This window comes from Pseudoalteromonas marina (genome assembly GCF_000238335.3).
Taxonomy (GTDB): domain Bacteria; phylum Pseudomonadota; class Gammaproteobacteria; order Enterobacterales; family Alteromonadaceae; genus Pseudoalteromonas; species Pseudoalteromonas marina.
In genome coordinates this window covers 1,541,740-1,565,328 of sequence record NZ_AHCB03000005.1, presented here as the reverse complement: position 1 = coordinate 1,565,328, position 23,589 = coordinate 1,541,740, and the positions used below count along the sequence as shown (strand labels likewise).

Genomic DNA, 23,589 nt, shown 5'->3' with positions numbered 1-23,589 from the left:
TTCTAGGATGGATAATCAAATGAAAAAACTCTCTATAGCTCTTTCTATATTACCTGCGTTAACTTGTGTGCCAGTAATGGCAGATTTTGTGCCAGCTGAAGTTGTTAAGGACAACTACAATAAACAAACAAATACCTCTTCTCGTGTGTCACGCTTTGAAGGCTTAAATTTAAGTAGTTATGTTGTGAATGAAAGTGGTCAAGTTAGTGATATTGAAATTGTTGCATCTATCGGGCAAGACAAATACAAAAGAGAAGTTGTTGAGTATGTGTCAAAACTAAATTACAAGAGTGCTCAGGTCGATGGTAAAGCTGTGCCTAGTGCCAAGCTTATTACAGTGACTTCTCAAAACCTGCACTTGGGGTACACTAACGACAAAGCAACGCATGGCTTTTTTAATGATTATGAAACGGCAAGTAATTTAATTAATGAAAAAAAATTAGATGAAGCGCAAAGTAAAATAATAGAGCTAGAACGCGACCATGCTAAAAATACTGTTGAAATAGTATTACTTTCATGGCTAAAAAGTCAGCATAGCTACTTTACCCAAGATTGGATTGGCTTTGATAAACATATTAATAATGCATTTTTATTTAGAGATAATTTACCTGATCAGATTAAAGTGCGAGTGGTAAAAAATGCCTTGCAATGGTTTATATCTAAACAGGACTATGTGCGCGCTTATGATGCAATTGAAGCCCTAGGAAATATTAAAGCCTTTGTTTTTACAGATGAAAACAAGCAGCAGTTGCTAGCTCAAGTTAATGATATTTATAAAAATTCAGGCGATATAAACCAACAAATAGCTATTGAGACAGATCAAGCTGTTATGCCTTTACTGTCTAAAAGTGAGGTACTGCTTGAATCAACAATGCCACTAAGCAAGGTTCAGCTGCGCTGTGAAAATAAAGTGGTAAATTACAACACAAGCGCTATTGATAAAATTGTCATTTCAAAAGATGATTTACGTTGCGGGTTATTAATTAAAAGTGCCCAAGCACAAACTGTCACTTTAAAACAAAGTGGTTATGCTTTTTTGTAAATAGCTAACAAAATAGTCTTAATAAAAAACCCCAATATAATGGGGTTTTTATTCTTAAGCTATATTACTTCAATTTTTTTACATACCTGAGCGTTATAAAGTTAATAATAGCTAGCAAAATGGCTACTTCATATCGGTTATTTGCCACAGCAATACCAATTAATCCCATATTCCATATACTCGCTGCCGTTGCAGTACCTGATGTTGACTGGTTATTTTTCAAAATTGCGCCACCACCAATAAAACCAATGCCTGTTATTATTCCTTGTAGCATTTTAGATTGTGCTTCAGATGAGTCTAGTACCGACATGGCTATAAGTGCGTAGCCACACGATGCAACTGCAACTAACGGAAATGTTCTTAGTCCAGCGCCGTCTTTACTTCGCTCTCTATCGTAGGCCATTGGCAAGGCTAGGGCGTAGGCAATACCTAAATGAATTAAGTTATCTAAGATTTCATTCCACTGTAAATCAAATTCCATTGCGATTCTCAATTAAAAAACTTAACTTACAAAAGCAATTGCTGCGCCAAATATAAAAACATTTAAAATCAATGTGTTGTTTTTTATTCCAGGTTAATTGAGAGCATATCTAGTAAAATGTACACATTGGTTTATCACTTTTACTTAATGTGTTTATAGGTGTGTTTAAATTGGTTTTACAACTTTTTACAGTCTTAATTTTGTAAACGTATAGTATAAATACATATTTTTAGAGGAGGGGATTATGAAGCTATTACTAACACTATTAATAAGTGTGTACTTAAGTGGTTGCACGGTGGCCGGAGTTTTAATAGATGGGCATGCTCAAAATAACGAAAAATTAAATCAAAATATGAATAGCAAAGCTCGTTCAGACCCTTACAAAGATCCATTCAAACCCATTCCAAAAGATAGAGAAGGGTTTTCTTTTACAAAGTTAGGTTTAAACATTGATTCTGCATTGATCAACTTTGTCAGTTTGGAGAATGATCAACAACGCCAAGTGTGTAGGAAGGTGAGTAAAAGTTTAAAAGAGTGTGTAGAACTAAATAAGCCAGAACTACACACTAACGAGGCTACGCAGTTAAAAACTGACTATGAAATAATAAGTGTTGGTCAATAAAACTACTTATAAAGAAGTAACTGTGATCGTAACCTTCTTGCATTTCAAGCGTTAACGGGTAACTCTTATCGTGAGCGATAGCCACTAGGTTTTGTGGTTTAAGTTGCTCCTCTAAAAAGCCATCGGCATCACCTTGCGATACTAGCATAGGTAGGTAGTCGTCCTGCTTTGCTAGTTTCATAAGCTCGCAGGTATCGTATTGTGCCCAAAGTGATTTATTGTCACCTAAATAACCAGTAAACGCTTTTGTGCCCCATGGGCAATTTATTGGGTTAACTATTGGGCTAAAAGCAGAGGTACTTACATAGGCTTGCGGGTTTTTAAGAGCAACCATCAAAGCACCGTGCCCACCCATAGAATGACCACTAATGGCTTTAGTACTTGTTACCGGAAAATGCTGTTCAATAAGTGCTGGTAGCTCATCAACTACATAGTCGTACATATTAAAATGTGTGTTGAAGGGCGCTTGCGTAGCATTAACATAAAAACCAGCACCTTGAGCAAAGTCATAACTATCTTCATTGGGTACGTTATCGCCACGCGGGCTTGTATCCGGTGCCACTATTGCAATACCCAGCTCAGCAGCTTTTTTAAACGCGCCCGCTTTTTGCATAAAGTTTTCGTCGGTACAGGTTAAACCCGATAGCCAATAAAGCACAGGGACTTTGTTTGTTTCACTTGCACCTGGTGGTAAAAATACCGCAAAACGCATTGTGCAATGGGTACTTGTTGCAGCGTGAGTGTATTGCTTATGCCAACCACCGGCTACTTTTGTACTTGAGATATTCTCTAACATAATAATCCTTAAAAGCCGTAAACGTTCAAGTATTACGGCTTTTTATCAAGTCGCTTACTAAGTGCTTATTAGTAATGAATTACAGTACGAATACTCTTGCCTTCGTGCATTAAATCAAATGCATCGTTAATTTCTTCAAGGCTCATTGTATGAGTAATAAAGTCGTTTAAGGCAAATTCGCCTGCCATATAGCGCTCGACTATTTCAGGAAGTTGCGAGCGGCCTTTAACGCCACCAAATGCACTACCACGCCATACACGACCAGTAACAAGCTGGAAAGGACGAGTTGAAATTTCTTGGCCAGCACCGGCTACACCAATAATTACCGATTCCCCCCAACCTTTATGACAACACTCAAGGGCAGAGCGCATTACATCAACGTTACCAATACATTCAAATGAGTAATCAACGCCGCCGTCAGTCATTTCAACGATCACTTCTTGAATTGGCTTGTCGAAATCTTTAGGGTTTATTAAGTCGGTTGCGCCAAGCTTAGTAGCAAGGTCAAATTTACTGGTATTAATGTCTACACCAATAATACGACTCGCGCCCGCCATTTTTGCACCAATAATGGCTGATAAACCAATGCCGCCAAGGCCGAATATCGCGACTGTATCGCCTTCTTTTACTTTAGCAGTGTTAGTTACAGCACCCATACCGGTTGTAACACCACACCCTAATAAACAAATTTCTTCTAAAGAGGCTTCTTTGTTTACTTTGGCGAGTGAAATTTCTGGAAGTACTGTGTACTCAGAAAATGTAGACGTACCCATATAGTGATAAATTGGTTGGCCGTCTTTAAAAAAGCGCGTTGTGCCGTCTGGCATTAAACCTTTACCCTGTGTTTCGCGTACTGCAGAGCAAAGGTTAGTTTTGCCTGATGTACACATTTTACACTCACCACATTCAGCGGTATAAAGTGGAATTACATGATCCCCCACTTCAACACTTGTTACACCTTCGCCAACGGCATAAACAACGCCTGCGCCTTCGTGGCCTAAAATAGCTGGGAATATACCTTCTGGATCTTCACCTGATAACGTAAATGCATCGGTATGACAAACACCAGTAGCAGTAATTTTTACCATTACTTCGCCTTTTTTAGGCATCATTACATCAACTTCTTCAACGCTTAAAGGTTGGTTAGGGCCCCAAGCAATCGCCGCTTTTGATTTAATAAAATCAGACATGTGTTTATCCTTAGTAGTGTTATTTAATATCAATTGTAGACCCATTTTGTTTGGGTGATGGGACTATTGTATTTGTTTCTCATATAATGATAATCTCTTATTTATTAAAACACTTTTACAGTATGGTAATAATGGCGCGTTGGGATGGGATTGACGAATTTATAGCAGTCGGTGAGGAAGGAAGCTTTACTGCTGCAGCTAGGATATTGGGCCTTTCGGTTGCGCATATTAGCCGTCATGTAACCGCCCTTGAGCAACGTTTAAATACCCAGCTTTTAACGCGCACCACACGAAAAGTTGTTCTCACCAAAGAAGGTGAGATATTTTTACATCAAATAAAGCACTTACAGCATGCAATGGACGATGCTACGCAGGGCCTTGCATCACATCAAACAACCCCAAAAGGTAAAATTAAACTAACAGCCCCGGTAATGTTCGGCGAAACTTTTATTATGCCTATTGTGCACAATTTTATGCACGATCACCCCGATGTTGAAGTTATTGCAAACCTAAGTAACGAACAAGAAGATTTACTTGACGGCGGGTTTGATTTAGCAATAAGGTTAGGCCATTTAAAAGATTCGAGCTTAAAAGCGCGACGGTTAAGTGAACGGCGCTTTATTATGTGTGCATCGCCTGCTTATTTAAGGCGCTTTGGTGAGCCACATACCTTAGGTGAGCTACATAACCACCAGTGTTTAGTAGGGAATAGTAGTTATTGGCGTGTAAACGAAAATGAGCGTGAAAAACACATTAAAATTGCTGGTAGATTACATTGCAACAGTGGTTGGGCACTTGTTGATGGTGCTAAAAAAGGCTTAGGTATTGTGCAACTTCCTGATTACTACATAGATAATGAGCTTAATAGTGGTGAGTTAGTGCCTATTTTAACGTCTTACCAACCCAAGCAAGAAGGTGTGTGGGGGGTTTATCCACCACGTCAGTTTGTAGCCACCAATGTACGTGTATTACTCGACTATTTAGTTGCTGGCCTTAAAGAATAAATTGCTATAAGTGAATTGCTGAAAAATCAGCCAAGTCTCAGATTTATAAATTATTTCTTACATTTATGGTCATATTCAATTCATCTTAGTTCGTGCTACTATAGCCCCACACTTTTAGCATAAATGTTTTAAATTATATGTTTCAACCGGTTAGCTTATTTATAGGACTTAGATACAGCCGCTCCTCAAAAGGGAATGCGTTTATATCGTTTATATCGTTTATTTCTTTTTTTTCTATTGCCGGCATTGCTATCGGTTTAATGGCTTTATTTACCGTAAGCAGTGTAATGAATGGTTTTGAGCATAGCTTAAAAACTAATATGCTTGGCCTTATTCCGCACATTGAGGTTAAATCTGATCAGCACACCCCAGAGCAAATAACGAGTTTAAAGGCAGATCTCACTAAATCTTCATATGTGAAACATGTTAATTTGTATCGCCAAGGCGAAGCTATTTTGCAAACCAATAAAGATCTTCACGGTGTATTACTGCAAGGTTTATATGACAATAACGGTGCGTTATACAAAGTTACTGAGAAAATAGTACAAGGCAATTGGCAAACAGTACTTAATAGTAATTATAACATTGCTATAAGCCGCTATTTGAGTCGGAAGTTAGGTGTTGGTTTAGGTGATAAACTTCGTGTGATCATGCCAAATGCATCTACTTATACTCCTTTGGGGCGTGTGCCTAGCCAGCGTTTATTTAAAGTTGCAGCAATATACGAAACGGGCTCTGAAATAGACATGGCACTCGCTTTCACAAGTGGGCCATCGCTTCAGCGTGTTTTAAAGTTAAATAAAAATGTTGCCCCAAATTTAAGTGTGTCACTTTTTGAACCCTTTGAATTGGACGAATTTACGGACGCAAGCCAACTTATATTAAAAGGTTACAACTATTCAGACTGGCGAAGCAGCCAGGGCACGTTATTTGCCGCAGTAGCAATGGAAAAGCGGATCATGTCCATGTTACTTGCACTTATTGTGCTGGTGGCTGTGTTTAATATTGTATCTGCCTTAACAATGATGGTGAGTGAAAAACAAGGGGAAGTTGCGATACTTCAAACACTTGGGCTTACACCATCGCAGGTTCAAAAAGTATTTATGGTTCAAGGTCTTTACAATGGCGTTATTGGAACATTAATTGGCGCTTTTTTTGGGGTGCTACTGAGTTTATACATAAATGAGCTTCTTGAATTAGTTGGCCTGAGTCTACTTGCTGGCATTGAACTACCTGTGAAATTTGATGTGCTTAGTTTAGTAATAATTGCGTTTGCCAGTATTGCTATGAGCTTTTTAGCTACCTTATATCCTGCGCGCAAAGCCGCAAAAGTAAAACCAGCAGAGGTGTTGCGTTATGAATAATTTAGTAATTAGTTGTGAAAATTTAAGCAAAGTATACCAAGATGGCAACAACCAAGTTGAAGTGCTAAAGGGCGTAGATTTAGCGCTACAGCAAGGTGAAATGCTTGCTATTGTAGGTAGTTCTGGTTCTGGTAAAAGTACGCTTTTGCATATACTCGGTACGCTTGATACTGCCACTGCAGGTGTTGCTAAAATTAAAAACCAAGAAGTTGCTAAGTTATCTCGTACTGAACAAGCAGCTTTTAGAAACCAAAATTTAGGTTTTATTTATCAGTTTCACCATTTATTGATGGAGTTTAGTGCTGTAGAAAATGTAGCAATGCCTTTGTTAATAAAGGGCTTAACGGCAAAAGAAGCAAAAGTACAGGCGCTCGACATGCTTGAAAAAGTGGGTCTTGCACATCGAAGTGATCATAAACCTTCTGCACTTTCAGGAGGAGAACGTCAACGAGTTGCTATTGCCCGTGCTTTGGTTACTAAACCTGCGTTGGTTCTTGCTGATGAGCCAACAGGTAATTTAGACAAGCAAAATGCGATTAAAATTTATGATTTAATAAATGAGCTAAACCAGAGTTTAAACACGAGCTTTGTAGTGGTAACTCATGATTTAGAGCTTGCTGATAAACTAGGTAAAATAGCTTACTTAGATGACGGTAAACTATCGGTAAAAGAGTCACAATATGTTGCTTAGTGCATTTTTAAGTAAACGTTTTAGAGCATACTCAGGTCATAAAGACGAAAAAAACGGGTTTGTTAGTTTTATAGCTAAAGCGTCTACTATAGGTATTTTATTGGGGGTCGCTGTTTTAATTGTTGCCCTTTCAGTAATTAACGGCTTTGAACAACAATTAGTCCATCGTTTACTAAGCGTAGTACCTCAGGTTGAATATGTTGCACCAAGCAGACCTATTGCTAATTGGCAGCTAAAAGTAGCTAATATAGAAAGTCAGCCGCATGTAACGGGAGCAGCCCCATTTATCGCGGTTAATGGTATGGCGCAGTATAAAAGCCAATTAAAAGCGGTCGAAATACGCGGTGTTAGCCCTTCTTATGAGGGCAATGTTTCTGCAGTTAACCAGTTTGGAACAGGTAAATTAGTGAGCCAATTATCTTCTGAAGAGGTTATTTTAGGCCAACAAATAGTAAAGCAACTTGACGCAAAAGTGGGCGACAATATTACTTTGCTAATTCCTCAGGTTGGGCAAGCAGGTGGTCAGTTATTAGCACCTAAACGCGTTACCCTGAGCCTTGCAGGTGTTATTGAAATGGGCGGCCCAATTGACAGCACGGCTGCTTTTATACATTTAAGCAAAGCGCAGCAAACACTTGGCTACGACGAAACCCAAGTTACAGGTTTAAGGTTAAGTGTTGATGATGTGTTTTCAGCGCATCAAATAGCGCTTAATGTAGGTCAAACCATTAGCGATTATGTCTATATTTCTAGTTGGTTTAGAACACAAGGTAGCTTATATCAAGATATACAAATGGTTCGTACCATTGTTTATATTGTTGTGTTTTTAATTATTGCTGTTGCGAGTTTTAATATTGTGTCTTCTCTTGTAATGGAAGTGCGTGAAAAAGAAGGCAATATCGCAATTTTAAAAACAATGGGCGCTAAAGACAGCACTATTTTAGCAACCTTTGTAATGCAGGGATTAACGCAAGCGTTTGTGGGTGTCTTACTTGGCTCGTTCATTGGTGTTGTATTAGCATTAAACATAAGTGAATTATTTGCTTGGCTGAGCCAGCTAATGGGTGCTAATCCGCTTGAAGGGGTTTATTTTATAGAATTTTTACCTAGTAAGCTTGTGCTCGAAGACATCGGCATTACAGTAATTGCAACATTCGTACTTGCTATTTTTGCGACTATTTATCCCGCATGGCAGGCTACGCGAGTCGATCCGGCAAAGGTGCTGGGTAATTAACCTTACTAAAACAATAGGGGCGGGTTTGTAAAGCTGCTAAACTACGCGCTCATTTAATAGTGGGCGCTATTGCTTATCTATTTAAAACCTTACTCAGGAAATCACTTTGACAAATAACGATATTTTACGCCGTCTTCGCTATACCTTTAATTTAACAGATACTGCCGTGGTTGGCATTTTTGCTGCGGCAGAGGCTACAGTAACAACAGAGCAAGTCATTGCGTGGTTAACAAAAGAGGGCGAGCAAGAGTTTGTTAAAATTTCAGACACTGAGTTTGCTACCTTTTTGAACGGGTTTATTAATACCAAACGAGGCAAACGCGAGGGTGTACAGCCAATACCAGAGAGTAAGCTCAATAATAATATTATTTTTATGAAGTTACGCATTGCTTTAAACATGAAGGCTGAAGATGTAATAGCCACGCTTGCATTGGTTGATTTTGATTTAAGCAAACACGAATTAAGTGCGTTTTCTCGTAAAGTAGACAACAAGCATTACCGGGTGTGTAACGATCAAATACTTCGTTTATTTTTAACCGGTGTACAGCAACAACACCGCCCTGAATAATTGCTAATAATTATTTTGGCTTAAAAACGTTGTGAAAAACAACGTTTTTAAGCCAGTCATTATAAGTGTTTACTAAGATTGTAATTAATCTAACTTAGCGATAATATTTAAAAGTTAACTTTGCTAAACCAATCTAAGTGCATTAAAAACCAAGTGTCATAAAAACACAATCATATCCGTTTTAAGTTCGCTATTTCCAGGTAACGAAAATACAAAAAGGAATTTAGAATGCAATTAATACCCTCAACATTTTATTTTCCACCCGACAAAGAAAAAGACTTCCAGCATCAACTTAATAAAAGCACCGTTCACTTTGCTAATATAGCCTTGTATTTAGCTGCTTTATTTTTAACGATTTTGGTTATTCTTTCGTGGTTGAATGATGAGCAATCTTTATACTCTGTCATTAATGTTTTAAGACTATCGATGGTTTGTTTGTCGTTTGTATTGGTTTATGTAAACAATAAATTAAAGGCAAAATACTTACATTATCGTTGTTTTGCTTATGGCGTTTTATTTTGTGTTTTATTTGGGTATTTATTTTGGTCCTTTGTTGGATTATATGGTTATTTAAACGAGGGAGGGCCAATGCTTGTAGTGGCTTCCTTTTCTGCAATACCCATGCTTCATTTAGGCCATAAACTTATTTTATGGACAATTACGGGGTTAAGCCTTCTAAGTGTTCATTTGTTTTCATCCACGCCAATAATATGGAGCCTTTACTTTTACATTAGCATTGTGATTGTAATGGCTTGTATTCAATATCAACTGGATATACTTTTACGTAAACAATATGAAGCTGAGCTTGTTGAAACACAAAAAGCAAACATTGATCAACTAACGGGGTTATATAATAGACACAGTTTTGACTCAGAATGTAAACGCTTAATGAATCAAATAAAGCCATCTCAGTCGCTAGCGCTTGCTATGGTTGATATCGATGACTTTAAAAAATATAACGATAATTACGGGCATTTAGATGGCGATAACATACTCATTGATGTTGCGAGCCGATTAAAAGAACTCCAGGCAGATATCGTTGTTAGATTTGGTGGTGAAGAATTTATCTTAGTTAAAATTTTAGATCAAAATAATTTAGACTGGCTTGATGATTTACCCAATCTCTTTGCTACAAATACGATAAGTCACGAATACTCAACATTTAAACGTGTAACTGTTTCTGCTGGCGTTGTCGTAGCTGATTTTTCCGCCCTTTGTCCAGACATTAAAGCATTGCTATCTGTAGCCGATAAAGCGATGTACAAAGCAAAAAATACAGGTAAAAATAAAGTAATTAAAGATTACATATAAAAATGGCCCAACATTTATATTGTGTCATGCTGGGCAAGTTTACATTATGAAAATAATTTACTGGATAATACTTCTTGCATTTGTTCTCGCATTTTGAACTTTTGTAGTTTGCCTGTCACTGTCATAGGGTAACTCTCTACAAAACGAATATACCGAGGCATTTTAAAGTAGGCGAGTTTGTCTTGTAAAAATGCACGGATCGCTTGTTCATCGAGTGTTGTATCTTCTTTTGGTTGGATCCACGCACACACTTCTTCACCGTATTTTTCATCGCTGATACCAAATACAGCGGCGTCTTGTATGCCTGGATAGGTATAAAGCACCTCTTCAATTTCTCGAGGGTAAACGTTTTCACCACCACGGATAATCATGTCTTTAATTCGCCCAACAATACTCACAAATCCTTCGCTATCCATAACACCTAAATCGCCTGAATGAAGCCAGCCGTCACTATCTATGGTGGCTTTTGTTTTTTCTTCGTCATTCCAATAGCAGCGCATTGTTCCTACGCCTTTGGAGCATACTTCACCGGGTAAACCTATTTTTTGAATGTTACCCAGTTCATCAATAATTTTAACCTCAGTATGTGCAAGGGCACGGCCAACGGTTGTTACTTGGCGCTCTATTGATGAATCAGTTTCGGTTATATTATTGATTGGGCTGCATTCAGTTTGCCCATAGGCAATTAATACCTGATGCATATTCATTTGTGTTTGGACTTTTCGCATGACTTGTTCGGGGCAAGTAGAGCCTGCCATAACACCGGTTCTGAGTGACCTTAAGTCATATTCATTAAAGGTACTGAGCTCAAGTTGACTAATAAACATAGTGGGAACACCGTGCAATGCTGTACAACCTTCTTGTTCAATTACATCAAGCGTTGTTTTGGCGTCAAACGAATCACTCGGATAAATGGCTGCGGCACCTTTAGTAACGCATAACAGACTACCTAAAACCATACCAAAGCAATGATATAAAGGCACTGGAATACAAAGCTTGTCGTGCTCAGTAAAATGCATAGAATCGCCAACAAAAAGCGCATTATTTAATATGTTTTTGTGAGTGAGTGTAGCGCCTTTTGGGTTACCTGTTGTGCCCGAAGTAAATTGAATATTTATGTCCTGATCGGCATTTAAATTTGCAGCAATAGCATTAAGTTCAAGCTCATGAGCTGGCGTTGCCATACGCATAATATCGGAAAACGAAAACATGCCAGCGCTTACATTATCACCAATACGAATTACATTCTTAAGATTGGGAAGAGCTTTAGCTGAAAGCTTGCCACTGTCACAATGTTTAAGTTCTGGCGCTAGACTATTTAGCATTTCTATATAGTTGCTGCCTTTAAATTGTGAAGCGGTAATGAGTGTTGAACATTCAACGCTATTTAATGCATATTGAAGCTCATTTGGCCGATAGGCTGGGTTAATGCAAACCATAATGGCACCAATTTTTGCGGTAGCAAATTGAGTTAGGCACCACTGAATATTATTCGGTGACCATATTCCTACCCGATCGCCTGGCTTAACACCGATGGCTAATAGCCCCATAGCGAGTTGATTAACCTCTTTTTGAAATTCTTTGTATGTTAAACGAATGTTTTGATGATTGACCACTACCGCAAGCGAGTTAGGGTTTTTGTCGACAATGAAGTCGAAGTAGGCACCAATGGTTTTATTGGTTAAAGGTGTATTTTGTGAGCCTTTAAAATAGCTTTTGGACAACGGTAGTGAATTTATTACTTCTACTTCTTTAACCGTTTTATGTAGTGTGTGCATGTTTTTCTCCGTGTCGATGTGTGTGTATTACATAAACTAGGAACTAAATAAACACACATTGTCGACAAAAAGAAGGGTGGTTAGACTAATGTATTATAAGTAAAGATATAGCCAGTAAAATAGTAGCAATAAAAAACGCGCCATATTGGCGCGTTCATAATTTAAAAAACTTTAAACGTTTTAAATTACATTTCGTCACTACGGTACGTTTTTTTCATTATGTATACGTAGGCATTAACAAATGCATTTTCTTGGTACTTTTTAAGGCCTGTTTCCTCAAATGCAATAGGGATAGGATTACGCTTAACTTGCTCTTTAATCTCTGTAGTTGAGAATACGCGTACATCTAGGTTTTCAATGAGCTGAATAGCGGTTTCCATTTTAAAGCCTTTCGCACTGCCGGCAAATTTACCTTTTGGTTGGCGTTCGCGAATGGCAACAGAGTCAATTTGGTAATCTTGCATTAGCTTTGCAAAATCAAATTGAAATTTGCGCATTATTTCAGTGTCGTTACCATTACCTAAAGTAAAACGTGTTTGACGCACATCGCGAATATCAAAAACGTCGTTATCTTTACTTAAAATACAAAGTAGTACGTCACTACCGGTAATTTCTACACCACATGTTCTCATTGCTGTTCTCTAATAAAACTTAATTGTTGCGTATTATACGCAACATCGAATAAATTGCGAGAATAAGCAATAAGGTGAATTCTTACTATGCATTTCTCAAAATTGTCATCGTTTTTAACTATATTTACAAACTTACGCAAAATAACATTGATTACAGCGCCTTTAAACTTGTAATTGTTTCTCGCTCACGCGACAATATATTTTTGTAGTTGAGCAGACTCAGCATCTACATCAGCCTGTTAGGCGAAAAATAGTCAATGCTTATTCGTAAGAGCGTTGTCGAGTCATTCTCATTTAATTTTATTTAAAATACACGTGATACATTGTAGGTGTCACCACTGTATGTAAGGATTTATAATGCCAGTTATTACCCTTCCTGACGGCAGTCAGCGTAGTTTTGAAAACCCTGTAAGTACCCTTGATGTTGCAACCGATATTGGTCCAGGCCTAGCCAAAGCAACCATTGCTGGTCGTGTTAATGGCGACCGTGTTGATGCATGTGAGCTAATTAATGATGATGCACGCCTTGAGATCATCACAGCAAAAGATGAAGACGGACTTGAGATTATTCGTCACTCGTGTGCTCACTTAATAGGTCATGCGGTTAAGCAACTTTTCCCCGAAGCAAAAATGGCCATTGGCCCTACTATTGATAACGGCTTTTACTACGATATCGATTTAGATCATTCTTTGTCACAAGATGACTTAGATGCCATTGAAAAGCGTATGCTGCAACTTGCAAAAACAAACTATGACGTAGTGAAAAAAACAGTAAGCTGGCAAGAAGCTCGCGATACGTTTGAAGCGCGTGGCGAAACATACAAAATTGAAATTTTGGACGAGAACATTGCAAAAGATGATCGCCCAGGATTATACCACCACGAAGAATACGTAGATATGTGTCGTGGTCCTCATGTACCTAACATGAAATTCTGCCAAAACTTCAAAATAATGAAAGTAGCAGGTGCGTACTGGCGTGGTGATTCTGAAAATAAAATGTTACAGCGCATTTACGGCACAGCGTGGGGTGATAAAAAGCAACTTAAAGCGTACCTTAAACGCTTAGAAGAAGCTGAAAAGCGTGATCATCGCCGTATTGGTAAGGCTCTAGACTTATGGCACTGGCAAGAAGAAGCGCCAGGTATGGTATTTTGGCATAACGATGGTTGGAGCATTTATCGCGAGCTTGAAGAGTTTGTTCGTGAAAAACTGCGTGAGTACAGCTACGAAGAAGTAAAAGGTCCAATGATGATGGACCGTTCTTTATGGGAAAAATCTGGTCACTGGGAGAAATACTCAGACGCCATGTTTACCACAGAGTCTGAAAAACGTGAATACGCTATAAAACCAATGAACTGCCCGGGTCACGTGCAAATTTTTAACCAAGGTTTAAAATCGTACCGTGATTTACCACTGCGTATGGCCGAGTTTGGTTGTTGTCACCGTAACGAACCATCAGGCGCTTTACACGGCTTAATGCGTGTACGTGGCTTTACACAAGATGATGCTCACGTGTTCTGTACAGAAGAGCAAGTAATGGACGAGGTTTCAGCGTGTATTAAGATGGTTTATGATACCTATGAAACATTCGGTTTTGACAAAATTGTAGTTAAGCTTTCTACGCGTCCTGAAAAACGTATCGGTGACGATGAAATTTGGGACAAAGCAGAGGTTGCATTAGCTGATGCACTTAAGGCAAACGACATTGAATTTGATTACCTACCAGGTGAAGGTGCCTTTTACGGACCTAAAATTGAATTTACTTTGTACGATTGTTTAGACAGAGCGTGGCAATGTGGTACAGTGCAACTAGATTTTGCACTTCCGGGTCGTTTAGGCGCTACTTATGTAGCTGAAAACAACGAACGACGCACCCCAGTTATGATACACCGTGCTATTTTAGGCTCAATTGAGCGCTTTATCGGTATTTTAACTGAAGAATACGCTGGTTTATTCCCAACGTGGCTTGCTCCAAAGCAAGTGGTAATTATGAATATTACCGATAAACAAGCAGATTACGTGCACGAAATTGTACAAAAATTAAATAAACTTGGAATTAGAGCCGCTGCTGACTTGAGAAATGAGAAGATTGGCTTTAAAATCCGTGAGCATACATTAAAGCGTATACCTTACTTACTGGTTGTTGGCGACAAAGAAGTTGAACAACAAGAAGTAGCGGTTCGTACGCGAACAGGTGAAGACCTGGGTAAATTTAATGTCGATGACTTTGTAGCTAAAATAAGCGAAGAGATTAAAAATCGACAGTAAAAATCGAGCGTGTAGGGCTGTAACTAAAAGCCATTTACACGCTTATATTATTGATATTCTTGGAGGAACGTACCATTAGAGGCGGCAAGAAAGGGCAACAAACAGCTCAAAAAAATCGTATTAACGAAGAAATTACAGCTCAAGAAGTTCGTTTAATCGACATCGACGGCGAACAAGCTGGAATTCAGTCATTAAAAGACGCACAAGCTATGGCTGATGCAGCGGGTGTTGATCTTGTAGAGATTAGCCCAAACGCTGAGCCGCCTGTTTGTAAGGTTATGGACTACGGTAAGTTCATCTTTGAAAAAAGCAAAGAACTGAAAGAGCAGAAGAAGAAGCAAAAGCAAATCCAGATTAAAGAAATCAAATTCCGTCCTGGTACGGATGAAGGTGATTATCAGGTTAAGCTTCGTAACTTACGTAAGTTCTTAGAAGCTGGCGATAAAGCTAAAATTACCATCCGCTTCCGTGGCCGTGAAATGGCTCACCAAGAAATTGGCATCGAACTATTAAACCGCGTTAAAGGCGATTTAGAAGATTTAGCAGTCGTTGAGTCTTTCCCAAATCGCGTTGAAGGCCGTCAAATGGTTATGATGATGGCACCTATTGCTAAAAAGTAATTTTTAAGTAATAATGCGCACCGAATTTAGCTCAGGTCTGCAAGCAATATGCAAATATTCACCTGAGTTAACCGGTTTTAAAGTAAAGTTGCAGCATCTTATGCTGGGCTTTCACCGGAACATGGCAGTAAGTTAGGCCTAAAAGTGGAGCTATAGAAATATACCTCACGCCTGCTTACTAATTTAAAAGCAATACAATTGGAGTTATTGCAATGGCTTATAAGCTAAAAAGTCACAGTGGCGCTGCTAAGCGTTTCAAAAAGACTGCTTCTGGCGGTTTCAAGCGTAAACAAGCGCATCTTCGTCATATTCTGACTAAGAAAACTTCTAAGCGTAAGTTACACCTACGTCCTAAGATGATGGTTCATAAAAATGACCATGGTCTAGTTTCACGTATGTTACCGTTCGCTTAATAGGGGTTTTTAGAAATGGCAAGAGTTAAACGCGGCGTTGTCGCACGTGCACGTCACAAAAAAGTTTTAAAACAAGCAAAAGGTTACTACGGAGCACGTTCACGTGTTTACCGCGTAGCTTTCCAGGCTGTTACTAAAGCGGGTCAATACGCTTATCGTGACCGTCGTGCGAAGAAACGTACTTTCCGTCAATTATGGATTGCACGTATCAATGCTGCTTCACGTCAAAATGGTCTGTCTTACAGCCGTTTTATCAATGGTCTTAAGAAGACTTCTGTAGAAATCGATCGTAAGATCCTTGCAGATATCGCTGTTTACGACCAAGTTGCATTCGCAGCGCTTGTAGAAAAAGCTAAAGAAGGCCTAGCCGCTTAAGCTTTTTTATAAGAACTGAAAAGGAGCCCATTGGCTCCTTTTTTTGTGCCTAAAATTTGCTATGAAAACCCTACCACATAAAAGCTATTCTAAGTTCCCGAGTAAGATAAGCTGTTATTAATTTAAAGACCCAGCTGTATTTAATTGGATGCTAATTGTGCTGAAATACTAATAAAGCATTTTTGATCCATTATTAACTTACCTTAGGCTGTGTTTTTTGTTGAACTACCGCAGTTTTTTCGTAACGATCAGTTAAGTTGTTATAATTTGGCCATTAAAGCGTTTTTTTGAGAATAATATGTTAGCCAGCTTACTCTTTTTATCTGCAAGTATGACTTACGACAGCCATTTACCACCTTTGCTACCTTGGCAAGGACAAAGCTTATCGCTGATACAACAGGCAGGTCCTCTGACAACGGATTTTGAACTTTCAGATGGTTATATATCTCCTGACTACAAAAACACAATGGCTTTTGTAGAGCGTTTAGTTGCTGCAAACCCAACTCAATTCAAATCGCAAATAATTGGTTATAGTAGTAGTAAGCGCGCTATTAAAATGGTTGTAGCGAGTGAGCAAGGTTTTTTTGATGCAGATCAGCTTGCTAATAGCACCAAGCCTACAGTGCTTGTTCAAGCGGGAATTCATGCTGGCGAAATTGACGGTAAAGACGCCATGTTTATGTTGTTACGCGATATAGCGACAGGCAAACGCAGGGATATTTTAAAGAAAGTAAATATTTTGTTTATCCCAATTTTAAACGTTGACGGACATGAAAGAAGCGGCCACTTCAACCGTATTAACCAACGCGGCCCAAGTAAAATGGGTTTTAGAACTAATGCAAATAATTTAAATTTAAACCGTGACTTTACAAAACTTGATACACCCGAAGTTAAAAGTGTTTTGAAGGTTATTAATGACTATAACCCAAATCTGTATGTTGATGTGCACGTTACTGACGGTGCAGATTATCAATACGATGTCACCTATGGGTATAACCCGGTTTTTGCGAGCGAATCACCTGCTATATCTGCTGCGCTAGACCAATACTTCAAACCTGTAATAGATGAAAAGTTAGCATCGCAAGGCCATATACCTGGACCACTTGTATTTGTTATGAACAAGCGAAACTTTAAAGAAGGGCTTGCAGGTTGGGTTGCTACACCACGGTTTTCAAATGGTTGGGGCGACTTAAAGTCTTTACCTACAATTTTAGTCGAAAACCATTCCCTGAAACCCTATAAGCAACGTGTATTAGGAACTTATGTATTTATTGATGGTGCAATTGATGCCTTATCAAATCACAGCCATGAACTAGCTAATGCAGTAAAAAAAGAACAGGCATTTGTGCCAAAAGAGCTTATTGTTCAACGAGGGTATAGTAAAACTCCTGTTGAAATTGAATTCAAAGGTATTCGTTATACCTCAAAAATGAGTACGTTATCAGGTCAAACAGAAGTTCAATATATTGGTGAGAAAGAATCATATACAAACCTCCCTGTATATTGGCAAAAAGACGTACAAAAGCGTGTTGAAGTGCCTAAGGCATTTTTTATACCACCTGTTTACACGGATTTAATTGAAAAGTTATCGCTTCATGGTGTGTCTGTGAACAAATTAGTTGGTGAAAATACACAACCATTAAAACAGGCCAAAATAGATAAGTACTCTTTTGCTAAGTCACCGTTTGAAGGACGATTTAGAGTAACGGCTATTTTTGATTATAAGTCTGCTATTAATGTAAATTTAGACGGTTGGTTTGAAGTGACAACTCAACAAAAGGCAGGAGAATTAGCTGTCCATTTGCTGCACCCAGAGGCACCGGATTCATTTTTTGCATGGGGTGAGTTTAATACTGTTTTTCAACGAACAGAATACATGGAAAACTACGCGCTAATCCCGTTTGCCCGTCAAATGTTAAAAGATAATCCAAAACTTGCATTAGCATTTGATAAAAAGCTAAAAAATGACAAGTCATTCGCTAATGATCCTGATGCTCGCTTAAACTGGTTGTATGAGCATAGCCCGTTTTATGACCAAGCTTATTTAAAGTATCCAATACTTATGTCGTTTGAAGAAGAAATAGCAATACCAGAACAAAAAGATAAAGAAATATAGCGATGAAAATTATAACAATACCAGTGACACCATTTGCACAAAATTGCAGAATAATAGCTTGCGAAAGTACTCAAGAAGCAATCGTTGTCGACCCCGGTGGTGACAGCGATAAGATAATAGCTACTTTAACGAGTAATAGTTTAACCTTAAAAGCTGTTTGGTTAACCCATGGGCACTTAGACCATGTTGGTGCAGCTGACGTGCTTCGTAGGCAGTTTGATATTAAAATTATTGGCCCGCATAAGGATGAACGTTTTTGGTTTGATAATTTACCAATGCAAGCTCAAATGTTCGGTTTTCCACCCATTGATCCTTTTTACCCAGATGCGTGGCTATCGCATGGTGATACTTTGAGCCTAGGTAAATTAAAATTCGATGTAATGCATTGCCCAGGTCATACGCCAGGACATATTGTATTTTATGAACAAGATAATAAATGCGTAATTGTTGGTGACGTTATATTTAAAGGCTCTGTGGGTCGAACCGACTTTCCACAAGGCAATAGTCAACAACTTATAGAATCTATTAAGGCTAATATATTAACCTTGCCGGCGCAGACCGCGATTTTGTCGGGGCATGGCAGTGAAACAACAGTAGAGCATGAAATTAAAACGAACCCTTTTGTGAGTGGGCAGTACGGATAGTGAATTAAATGTATTAATTATGAATAATTTATACATAGAAAAACTAAAAATAAGCAGATTGTTTTTAAAAATGGTTGTATAATTTAACCAGTTTATTTGATAAATAAGAAATAAAATGTCTCTAAATCACGTAGATCGCCAAATTTTGGCACTTTTGCAACAAGACGCAAGTCTATCAACTGCTGAAATAGCAGATAAAGTCGGCTTATCTCAATCACCTTGTTGGCGTCGAATTGCTAAACTTGAGCAAGACGGCTATATAAAAAGCAAAGTGGCATTGTTAGATGAAAAGAAACTAGGCTTTGATATGCTGGTATACGCACATGTGCGTTTATCTAACCATGGAAAAAAAAATCTGGCTGAGTTTGAAAAACTAATCATGAGTTATGATGAAGTAACTGAGTGTTATACAATGGCTGGTACCATGGATTTTATGTTACGCATAATTTCACAAGGTATAGAGGGTTACGAACATTTTGTCAGAGATAATTTATTAAGTTTGGAATATGTACAGGAAGTGCATTCAAATGTAACAATGACATGTGTAAAACGAAGCACTTCTCTTCCTTTGTAAACGGATAACTTTATAGAGCTATTTAGTTTAAAAGACAATGTAATTGTTAAATGAGCGCTAATTTGCTAGAATTTAGCGCTTTTTTTATACCCAAAATACACCTGAGGATCTCAATGTTTAACTTACTCAGTAGGGCGCCAAGCTCTGCTAAAAACGATATTCTATCTGGTTTAACTGTGGCGTTAGCCTTAGTGCCAGAAGCTGTTGCGTTTGCCTTTGTAGCAAATGTAGAACCTTTAGTTGGTCTATATGCCGCGTTTATCGTAGGTTTAATTACGGCTATATTTGGCGGCCGCCCTGGTATGATTTCAGGTGCTACCGGTGCTTTAGCGGTTGTTATGGTAAGTTTAGTACTTGATCATGGTGTTGAGTATCTCTTTGCAACCGTGCTGTTGATGGGTATTTTGCAAATACTCGCGGGAATATTCAAGCTCGGTAAGTTTATTCGAATGGTACCACATCCTGTAATGCTAGGGTTTGTAAACGGCTTAGCTATTGTTATATTTTTAGCCCAGTTAGGTCAGTTTAAAGTACCTGACGGTATGGGCGGTCAGCAATGGATGACGGGTGAACCATTGTTTATTATGCTAGGGCTGGTTGCGCTAACTATGGGAATTATTCATTTCCTTCCTAAGTTAACAACGGCTATTCCTTCGTCTTTGGTTGCGATTGTAACGGTAACTGGCTTAGTGATTGGTTTAGACCTTGAAGCACATACCGTATTAGATTTTTTAAAAGGGATGACAGGTGACGAAGCGGCAACAATCGCAGGTGGGTTGCCAGAGTTCCATATTCCTATGGTGCCATTTAATTTAGATACGCTGCAAATTATCTTCCCTTATGCACTGATACTTGCTGCTATCGGCCTGATAGAGTCATTATTAACGCTTAGCTTAATTGATGAAATTACTGAAACCCGTGGTCACAGTAACAAAGAGTGTATTGGCCAAGGCGCTGCAAATATAACGTGTGGCTTTTTTGGTGCAATGGGTGGTTGTGCAATGATTGGCCAATCAATGATTAATATTAATTCTGGCGGTCGTTCACGTTTATCAGGTATCAGTGCAGCACTAATGTTGCTTGCATTTATCATTTTTGCCTCAAGTTTAATTGAAATGATCCCACTTGCCGCACTTGTTGGGGTTATGTTTATGGTTGTGCTTGGTACATTTGAATGGGCAAGTTTTAAAATGATGAAGCGCGTTCCATTGTCAGATGCCTTTGTAATCGTGTTGGTTTCAGGTGTAACGGTGATTACCGATTTAGCGATTGCAGTGTGTGTAGGTGTAATTGTGTCTGCACTTGTTTTTGCATGGCAACATGCTAAGCATATTTACACAACTAACTACATTGATGAAGAAGGCTCAAAAGTATATGAGTTACATGGGCCATTATTTTTTGGTTCAGTTAAAAACTTTTCTGAATTATTTGATGTTAAAAATGACCCAGAGAACGTTATTGTAGAGTTTAAACATAGCCGTGTATCAGATCACAGTGCAATAGAGGCTATTGACGCATTAGCTGATAAATATACTAAAGCAGGTAAACAGCTTCATTTGCGTCATTTAAGTAAAGACTGTACTCAGTTACTGCACAAAGCGCGTGATTTAGTTGAGGTCAATGTAATAGAAGATCCTACTTATAAAGTTGCGTCAGATAAGCTAGCTTAAATACTAACTATCAACGTATCAACGTATCAACGTATCAACGTATCAACGTATCAACGTATCAACGTATCAACGAAAGCGAAAGGGTAACACCTTTCGCTTTTTTATTGCGTGTGAGTAGAGTTTGCGTTGATTGTATTAAAAACTAAGATAGGCGGTAGTGCTAAACAGCCTCGTAAATCTATATAATAGGCGATGATATGAATTAGTTGAATTATAAAATTAATTAGTTATTAATAAATACAAGCTAAGAGTAGATTTTAAAGTAGTTACTATTTTGGAGACAGTGTAAGTTTTGAATTGGCAATCTTTAATTGATAACCGTCAGCGCTTTTTTTGGCTTTTGCAGATTGCAGGCTGGATAGGGTATGCGCTTGTCAATTACATTGGTTCTAAAGTATTTGAAATGCGTGATATTTACGTATTCGTTATATTATTAAATGCTTATGCTGGCTGTCTTATGACAGTACCTCTTCGCTATATTTACCGTACAGTTTGGAATGCTTCACCTATAGTGCTGATGTTAGTGGTGTTTGGGGCATCTTATGTAACGGGTACATTATGGGCTGTTGTACAAAAATTTAATCTATGGGAAATATATCGCCATGGTTACAGGCCAGAAGAGTGGTTTTATTACCTGCAACAAGGATTAGATTCTGTTTACATTATTTTGTGTTGGAGTGGTTTGTACTTTGGCGTCAAATATTATCAGCTATTGCAAAGTGAACGTCAAAAAGCATTAAAAGCCACTACAATGGCCCACGAAGCCCAATTAAAAATGCTTAGGTATCAGCTTAACCCGCATTTTTTATTTAATACGCTAAATGCCATTTCAACATTAGTTTTGGTAAAAGAAAATAAAGATGCTAACTTAATGGTCTCTAAATTAAGTGACTTTTTAAGATACACATTAAATACCGATCCCATAAAAAAAGTACCACTTGAGCAAGAGTTACATGCATTAAAGCTATACCTTGATATTGAGAGAGTACGTTTTGATGAACGTTTAAAGGTAAACATAGACGTAAGTGAACAAGCAAAACAAGCGCTTGTGCCTAGTCTTATATTGCAACCTATTATTGAGAACGCAATTAAATATGCGATTGCCCACTTATCTGAAGGTGGTGTAATTGATATCAAAGCCCAAGTGTTTGCTAACGAATTACTCCTTGAAGTGGGAGATAACGGGCCTGGCACAGAATTAGAAAATGGCAAGCTTGTTAACGCACAAGGTGTTGGCATTGCAAATACCAAAGATAGATTAAAAACGCTCTACGAAAATAATTATTCGTTTGTATTATCACATAATACGCCAAGTGGATTAAAAGTTAATCTGCGAGTGCCGTTTGAGAAGGCTGTGAAGAAATGATGAAAATCAGAACGCTTATTGTTGATGATGAACCATTAGCGCGCAAAGGTTTAGATGTAAGACTTTCAGAATTTGATGATATTGAAGTTATTAAATTATGCAGTTCGGGTGCGGATGCAATACAGACGTGTAAAAACGAAAAAATAGATTTAGTATTTTTAGATATTCAAATGCCAGGCATGAATGGTTTTGAAGTTGCTCGCGCGTTAAGTGAAAGCACTAAAGTACTACCTGCAATCGTGTTTGTTACCGCATTTGATCAATTTGCAGTAAAAGCATTTGAAATTCATGCATTGGATTACATTTTAAAACCCGTTGATGATAACAGACTAAAACAGGCGGTAGAAAAAGTGCATACCTATTTAAAAACGCAACAAGACAACGCCCATAAGAAAAAACTCGCGAGTTTTGTAGCTGGCATTACCGGAAATAACTGTGAAGAAATTCTCAAAAAGCTGGCAACCGGTGATACTTTAGCTGATAAACGTTACCCAGAGTCGTTGGCAGTAAAAGAGCAGGGCGAAATTATTCGTGTTCCAGCAGCAACCATTCAATGGGTTGATGCAGCAGGTGATTATATGTGTTTACATTGCCAAGATGGACAAACACATATATTACGTAAAACAATGAAAGAACTTGAGCAAGAGCTCGACCCTCATTTATTTGTTAGGGTTCATCGCAGCGCAATTGTAAATACAAAACAAATCAGTAAATTAGTAACACAGGTTAGTGGCGAGTATTTACTTGTTTTAGAAAATGGACAAGAATTAAAAGTAAGCCGAAGTTACCGAGATAAAGTAAAAGCAGCATTAGCGAGCTAAAATTATAGT

At 38.3% G+C, this 23,589-nt stretch carries 23 protein-coding genes; 18 read left to right on the top strand and 5 right to left on the bottom strand.

Features of this window, described 5'->3' with window-relative positions; genetic code table 11:
- Positions 1–19: 19 nt before the first annotated feature.
- Positions 20–1,042 (top strand): energy transducer TonB, encoded by a 1,023-nt coding sequence (locus PMAN_RS07280; RefSeq protein WP_010557442.1) that lies wholly within the window; start codon positions 20–22, stop codon positions 1,040–1,042.
- A 64-nt stretch (positions 1,043–1,106) separates the two neighbouring features.
- Here the strand turns inward: PMAN_RS07280 and PMAN_RS07275 are convergent, their stop codons facing one another.
- Complete coding sequence (locus PMAN_RS07275; protein ID WP_006794759.1) at positions 1,107–1,523, bottom strand: MgtC/SapB family protein; 417 nt, start codon at positions 1,521–1,523, stop codon at positions 1,107–1,109.
- A gap of 244 nt (positions 1,524–1,767) precedes the next feature.
- Between PMAN_RS07275 and PMAN_RS07270 the strand changes: the two genes are divergently transcribed.
- Positions 1,768–2,145 carry a hypothetical protein gene (locus PMAN_RS07270; RefSeq protein WP_010557441.1) on the top strand — a complete coding sequence of 126 codons (378 nt, stop codon included), beginning with the start codon at positions 1,768–1,770 and terminating at the stop codon, positions 2,143–2,145.
- On the opposite strand, the gene fghA is transcribed toward PMAN_RS07270, so the two are convergent.
- Both fghA and PMAN_RS07260 read right to left on the bottom strand, forming a co-directional pair.
- Positions 2,099–2,941, bottom strand: coding sequence for an S-formylglutathione hydrolase (gene fghA / locus PMAN_RS07265; protein WP_010557440.1), 843 nt, complete (start codon positions 2,939–2,941; stop codon positions 2,099–2,101). The two genes, PMAN_RS07270 and fghA, sit on opposite strands and share 47 nt — an antisense overlap.
- 68 nt (positions 2,942–3,009) lie before the next feature.
- Positions 3,010–4,131 (bottom strand): S-(hydroxymethyl)glutathione dehydrogenase/class III alcohol dehydrogenase, encoded by a 1,122-nt coding sequence (locus PMAN_RS07260; protein ID WP_006794756.1) that lies wholly within the window; start codon positions 4,129–4,131, stop codon positions 3,010–3,012.
- A gap of 131 nt (positions 4,132–4,262) precedes the next feature.
- Here PMAN_RS07260 and PMAN_RS07255 point away from each other — a divergent pair, with 131 nt between their 5' ends.
- The 6 genes from PMAN_RS07255 (at position 4,263) to PMAN_RS07230 (ending at position 10,303) form a co-directional block, all read left to right on the top strand.
- Positions 4,263–5,135, top strand: coding sequence for a LysR family transcriptional regulator (locus PMAN_RS07255; RefSeq protein WP_010557439.1), 873 nt, complete (start codon positions 4,263–4,265; stop codon positions 5,133–5,135).
- A gap of 137 nt (positions 5,136–5,272) precedes the next feature.
- Positions 5,273–6,499: a lipoprotein-releasing ABC transporter permease subunit gene (locus tag PMAN_RS07250; RefSeq protein WP_010557438.1), complete on the top strand. Its 1,227-nt coding sequence runs from the start codon at positions 5,273–5,275 to the stop codon at positions 6,497–6,499.
- Complete coding sequence (gene lolD, locus PMAN_RS07245) at positions 6,492–7,190, top strand: lipoprotein-releasing ABC transporter ATP-binding protein LolD (protein WP_010557437.1); 699 nt, start codon at positions 6,492–6,494, stop codon at positions 7,188–7,190. The genes PMAN_RS07250 and lolD overlap by 8 nt, the downstream gene beginning before the upstream one ends.
- Positions 7,180–8,424: a lipoprotein-releasing ABC transporter permease subunit gene (locus tag PMAN_RS07240; RefSeq protein WP_010557436.1), complete on the top strand. Its 1,245-nt coding sequence runs from the start codon at positions 7,180–7,182 to the stop codon at positions 8,422–8,424. Before lolD ends, PMAN_RS07240 begins: the two co-directional genes overlap by 11 nt.
- A gap of 106 nt (positions 8,425–8,530) precedes the next feature.
- Positions 8,531–8,992, top strand: coding sequence for a YehS family protein (locus tag PMAN_RS07235; RefSeq protein ID WP_010557435.1), 462 nt, complete (start codon positions 8,531–8,533; stop codon positions 8,990–8,992).
- A 228-nt stretch (positions 8,993–9,220) separates the two neighbouring features.
- On the top strand, positions 9,221–10,303 hold the full coding sequence (locus PMAN_RS07230; RefSeq protein WP_010557434.1) for a GGDEF domain-containing protein: 1,083 nt from the start codon (positions 9,221–9,223) through the stop codon (positions 10,301–10,303).
- Positions 10,304–10,347: 44 nt separating this feature from the next.
- Here PMAN_RS07230 and PMAN_RS07225 read toward each other — a convergent pair whose 3' ends face one another.
- Positions 10,348–12,081 (bottom strand): AMP-binding protein, encoded by a 1,734-nt coding sequence (locus PMAN_RS07225; protein ID WP_010557433.1) that lies wholly within the window; start codon positions 12,079–12,081, stop codon positions 10,348–10,350.
- Positions 12,082–12,266: 185 nt separating this feature from the next.
- Positions 12,267–12,713 carry a DUF3010 family protein gene (locus PMAN_RS07220; RefSeq protein ID WP_006794749.1) on the bottom strand — a complete coding sequence of 149 codons (447 nt, stop codon included), beginning with the start codon at positions 12,711–12,713 and terminating at the stop codon, positions 12,267–12,269.
- A gap of 357 nt (positions 12,714–13,070) precedes the next feature.
- Here PMAN_RS07220 and thrS point away from each other — a divergent pair, with 357 nt between their 5' ends.
- The 10 genes from thrS to PMAN_RS07170 all read left to right on the top strand — a co-directional run bounded on the left by thrS (position 13,071) and on the right by PMAN_RS07170 (position 23,580).
- On the top strand, positions 13,071–14,981 hold the full coding sequence (gene thrS / locus PMAN_RS07215; protein ID WP_010557432.1) for a threonine--tRNA ligase: 1,911 nt from the start codon (positions 13,071–13,073) through the stop codon (positions 14,979–14,981).
- A gap of 59 nt (positions 14,982–15,040) precedes the next feature.
- Positions 15,041–15,601 (top strand): translation initiation factor IF-3, encoded by a 561-nt coding sequence (gene infC / locus PMAN_RS07210; RefSeq protein ID WP_006794470.1) that lies wholly within the window; start codon positions 15,041–15,043, stop codon positions 15,599–15,601.
- A 212-nt stretch (positions 15,602–15,813) separates the two neighbouring features.
- Entirely contained in the window at positions 15,814–16,014 is a 201-nt protein-coding gene (gene rpmI, locus PMAN_RS07205; RefSeq protein ID WP_002960713.1) for a 50S ribosomal protein L35, read from the top strand.
- Between the two features lie 15 nt (positions 16,015–16,029).
- Positions 16,030–16,389 (top strand): 50S ribosomal protein L20, encoded by a 360-nt coding sequence (rplT, locus tag PMAN_RS07200; RefSeq protein WP_002960711.1) that lies wholly within the window; start codon positions 16,030–16,032, stop codon positions 16,387–16,389.
- A 298-nt stretch (positions 16,390–16,687) separates the two neighbouring features.
- Complete coding sequence (locus tag PMAN_RS07195) at positions 16,688–18,505, top strand: M14 family metallopeptidase (RefSeq protein ID WP_010557430.1); 1,818 nt, start codon at positions 16,688–16,690, stop codon at positions 18,503–18,505.
- Positions 18,506–18,507: 2 nt separating this feature from the next.
- Entirely contained in the window at positions 18,508–19,149 is a 642-nt protein-coding gene (locus PMAN_RS07190) for an MBL fold metallo-hydrolase (RefSeq protein WP_010557429.1), read from the top strand.
- Between the two features lie 115 nt (positions 19,150–19,264).
- The gene (locus PMAN_RS07185; protein ID WP_002960703.1) at positions 19,265–19,723 is read left to right on the top strand and encodes an Lrp/AsnC family transcriptional regulator; all 459 of its coding nucleotides are present in this window, start codon (positions 19,265–19,267) and stop codon (positions 19,721–19,723) included.
- 113 nt (positions 19,724–19,836) lie between these two features.
- Positions 19,837–21,393 (top strand): SulP family inorganic anion transporter, encoded by a 1,557-nt coding sequence (locus tag PMAN_RS07180; protein WP_006794467.1) that lies wholly within the window; start codon positions 19,837–19,839, stop codon positions 21,391–21,393.
- 292 nt (positions 21,394–21,685) lie between these two features.
- Positions 21,686–22,759: a sensor histidine kinase gene (locus tag PMAN_RS07175; RefSeq protein ID WP_006794466.1), complete on the top strand. Its 1,074-nt coding sequence runs from the start codon at positions 21,686–21,688 to the stop codon at positions 22,757–22,759.
- Complete coding sequence (locus PMAN_RS07170; RefSeq protein WP_006794465.1) at positions 22,756–23,580, top strand: LytR/AlgR family response regulator transcription factor; 825 nt, start codon at positions 22,756–22,758, stop codon at positions 23,578–23,580. The genes PMAN_RS07175 and PMAN_RS07170 overlap by 4 nt, the downstream gene beginning before the upstream one ends.
- The last annotated feature ends 9 nt before the right edge of the window (positions 23,581–23,589 follow it).

What these genes read in the sequence shown, in the direction of transcription:
- PMAN_RS07255 (WP_010557439.1), top strand. Translation starts at nt 4,263, where the DNA reads ATGGCGCGTTGGGATGGGATTGACGAATTTATAGCAGTCGGTGAGGAA.
- PMAN_RS07250 (WP_010557438.1), top strand. Translation starts at nt 5,273, where the DNA reads ATGTTTCAACCGGTTAGCTTATTTATAGGACTTAGATACAGCCGCTCC.
- PMAN_RS07170 (WP_006794465.1), top strand. Translation starts at nt 22,756, where the DNA reads ATGATGAAAATCAGAACGCTTATTGTTGATGATGAACCATTAGCGCGC.
- PMAN_RS07270 (WP_010557441.1), top strand. Translation starts at nt 1,768, where the DNA reads ATGAAGCTATTACTAACACTATTAATAAGTGTGTACTTAAGTGGTTGC.
- thrS (WP_010557432.1), top strand. Translation starts at nt 13,071, where the DNA reads ATGCCAGTTATTACCCTTCCTGACGGCAGTCAGCGTAGTTTTGAAAAC.
- rplT (WP_002960711.1), top strand. Translation starts at nt 16,030, where the DNA reads ATGGCAAGAGTTAAACGCGGCGTTGTCGCACGTGCACGTCACAAAAAA.
- PMAN_RS07240 (WP_010557436.1), top strand. Translation starts at nt 7,180, where the DNA reads ATGTTGCTTAGTGCATTTTTAAGTAAACGTTTTAGAGCATACTCAGGT.
- PMAN_RS07225 (WP_010557433.1), bottom strand. Translation starts at nt 12,081, where the DNA reads ATGCACACACTACATAAAACGGTTAAAGAAGTAGAAGTAATAAATTCA.
- PMAN_RS07280 (WP_010557442.1), top strand. Translation starts at nt 20, where the DNA reads ATGAAAAAACTCTCTATAGCTCTTTCTATATTACCTGCGTTAACTTGT.
- PMAN_RS07220 (WP_006794749.1), bottom strand. Translation starts at nt 12,713, where the DNA reads ATGAGAACATGTGGTGTAGAAATTACCGGTAGTGACGTACTACTTTGT.
- PMAN_RS07190 (WP_010557429.1), top strand. Translation starts at nt 18,508, where the DNA reads ATGAAAATTATAACAATACCAGTGACACCATTTGCACAAAATTGCAGA.
- fghA (WP_010557440.1), bottom strand. Translation starts at nt 2,941, where the DNA reads ATGTTAGAGAATATCTCAAGTACAAAAGTAGCCGGTGGTTGGCATAAG.
- PMAN_RS07180 (WP_006794467.1), top strand. Translation starts at nt 19,837, where the DNA reads ATGTTTAACTTACTCAGTAGGGCGCCAAGCTCTGCTAAAAACGATATT.
- PMAN_RS07275 (WP_006794759.1), bottom strand. Translation starts at nt 1,523, where the DNA reads ATGGAATTTGATTTACAGTGGAATGAAATCTTAGATAACTTAATTCAT.
- PMAN_RS07195 (WP_010557430.1), top strand. Translation starts at nt 16,688, where the DNA reads ATGTTAGCCAGCTTACTCTTTTTATCTGCAAGTATGACTTACGACAGC.
- PMAN_RS07260 (WP_006794756.1), bottom strand. Translation starts at nt 4,131, where the DNA reads ATGTCTGATTTTATTAAATCAAAAGCGGCGATTGCTTGGGGCCCTAAC.
- rpmI (WP_002960713.1), top strand. Translation starts at nt 15,814, where the DNA reads ATGGCTTATAAGCTAAAAAGTCACAGTGGCGCTGCTAAGCGTTTCAAA.
- lolD (WP_010557437.1), top strand. Translation starts at nt 6,492, where the DNA reads ATGAATAATTTAGTAATTAGTTGTGAAAATTTAAGCAAAGTATACCAA.
- PMAN_RS07230 (WP_010557434.1), top strand. Translation starts at nt 9,221, where the DNA reads ATGCAATTAATACCCTCAACATTTTATTTTCCACCCGACAAAGAAAAA.
- PMAN_RS07185 (WP_002960703.1), top strand. Translation starts at nt 19,265, where the DNA reads ATGTCTCTAAATCACGTAGATCGCCAAATTTTGGCACTTTTGCAACAA.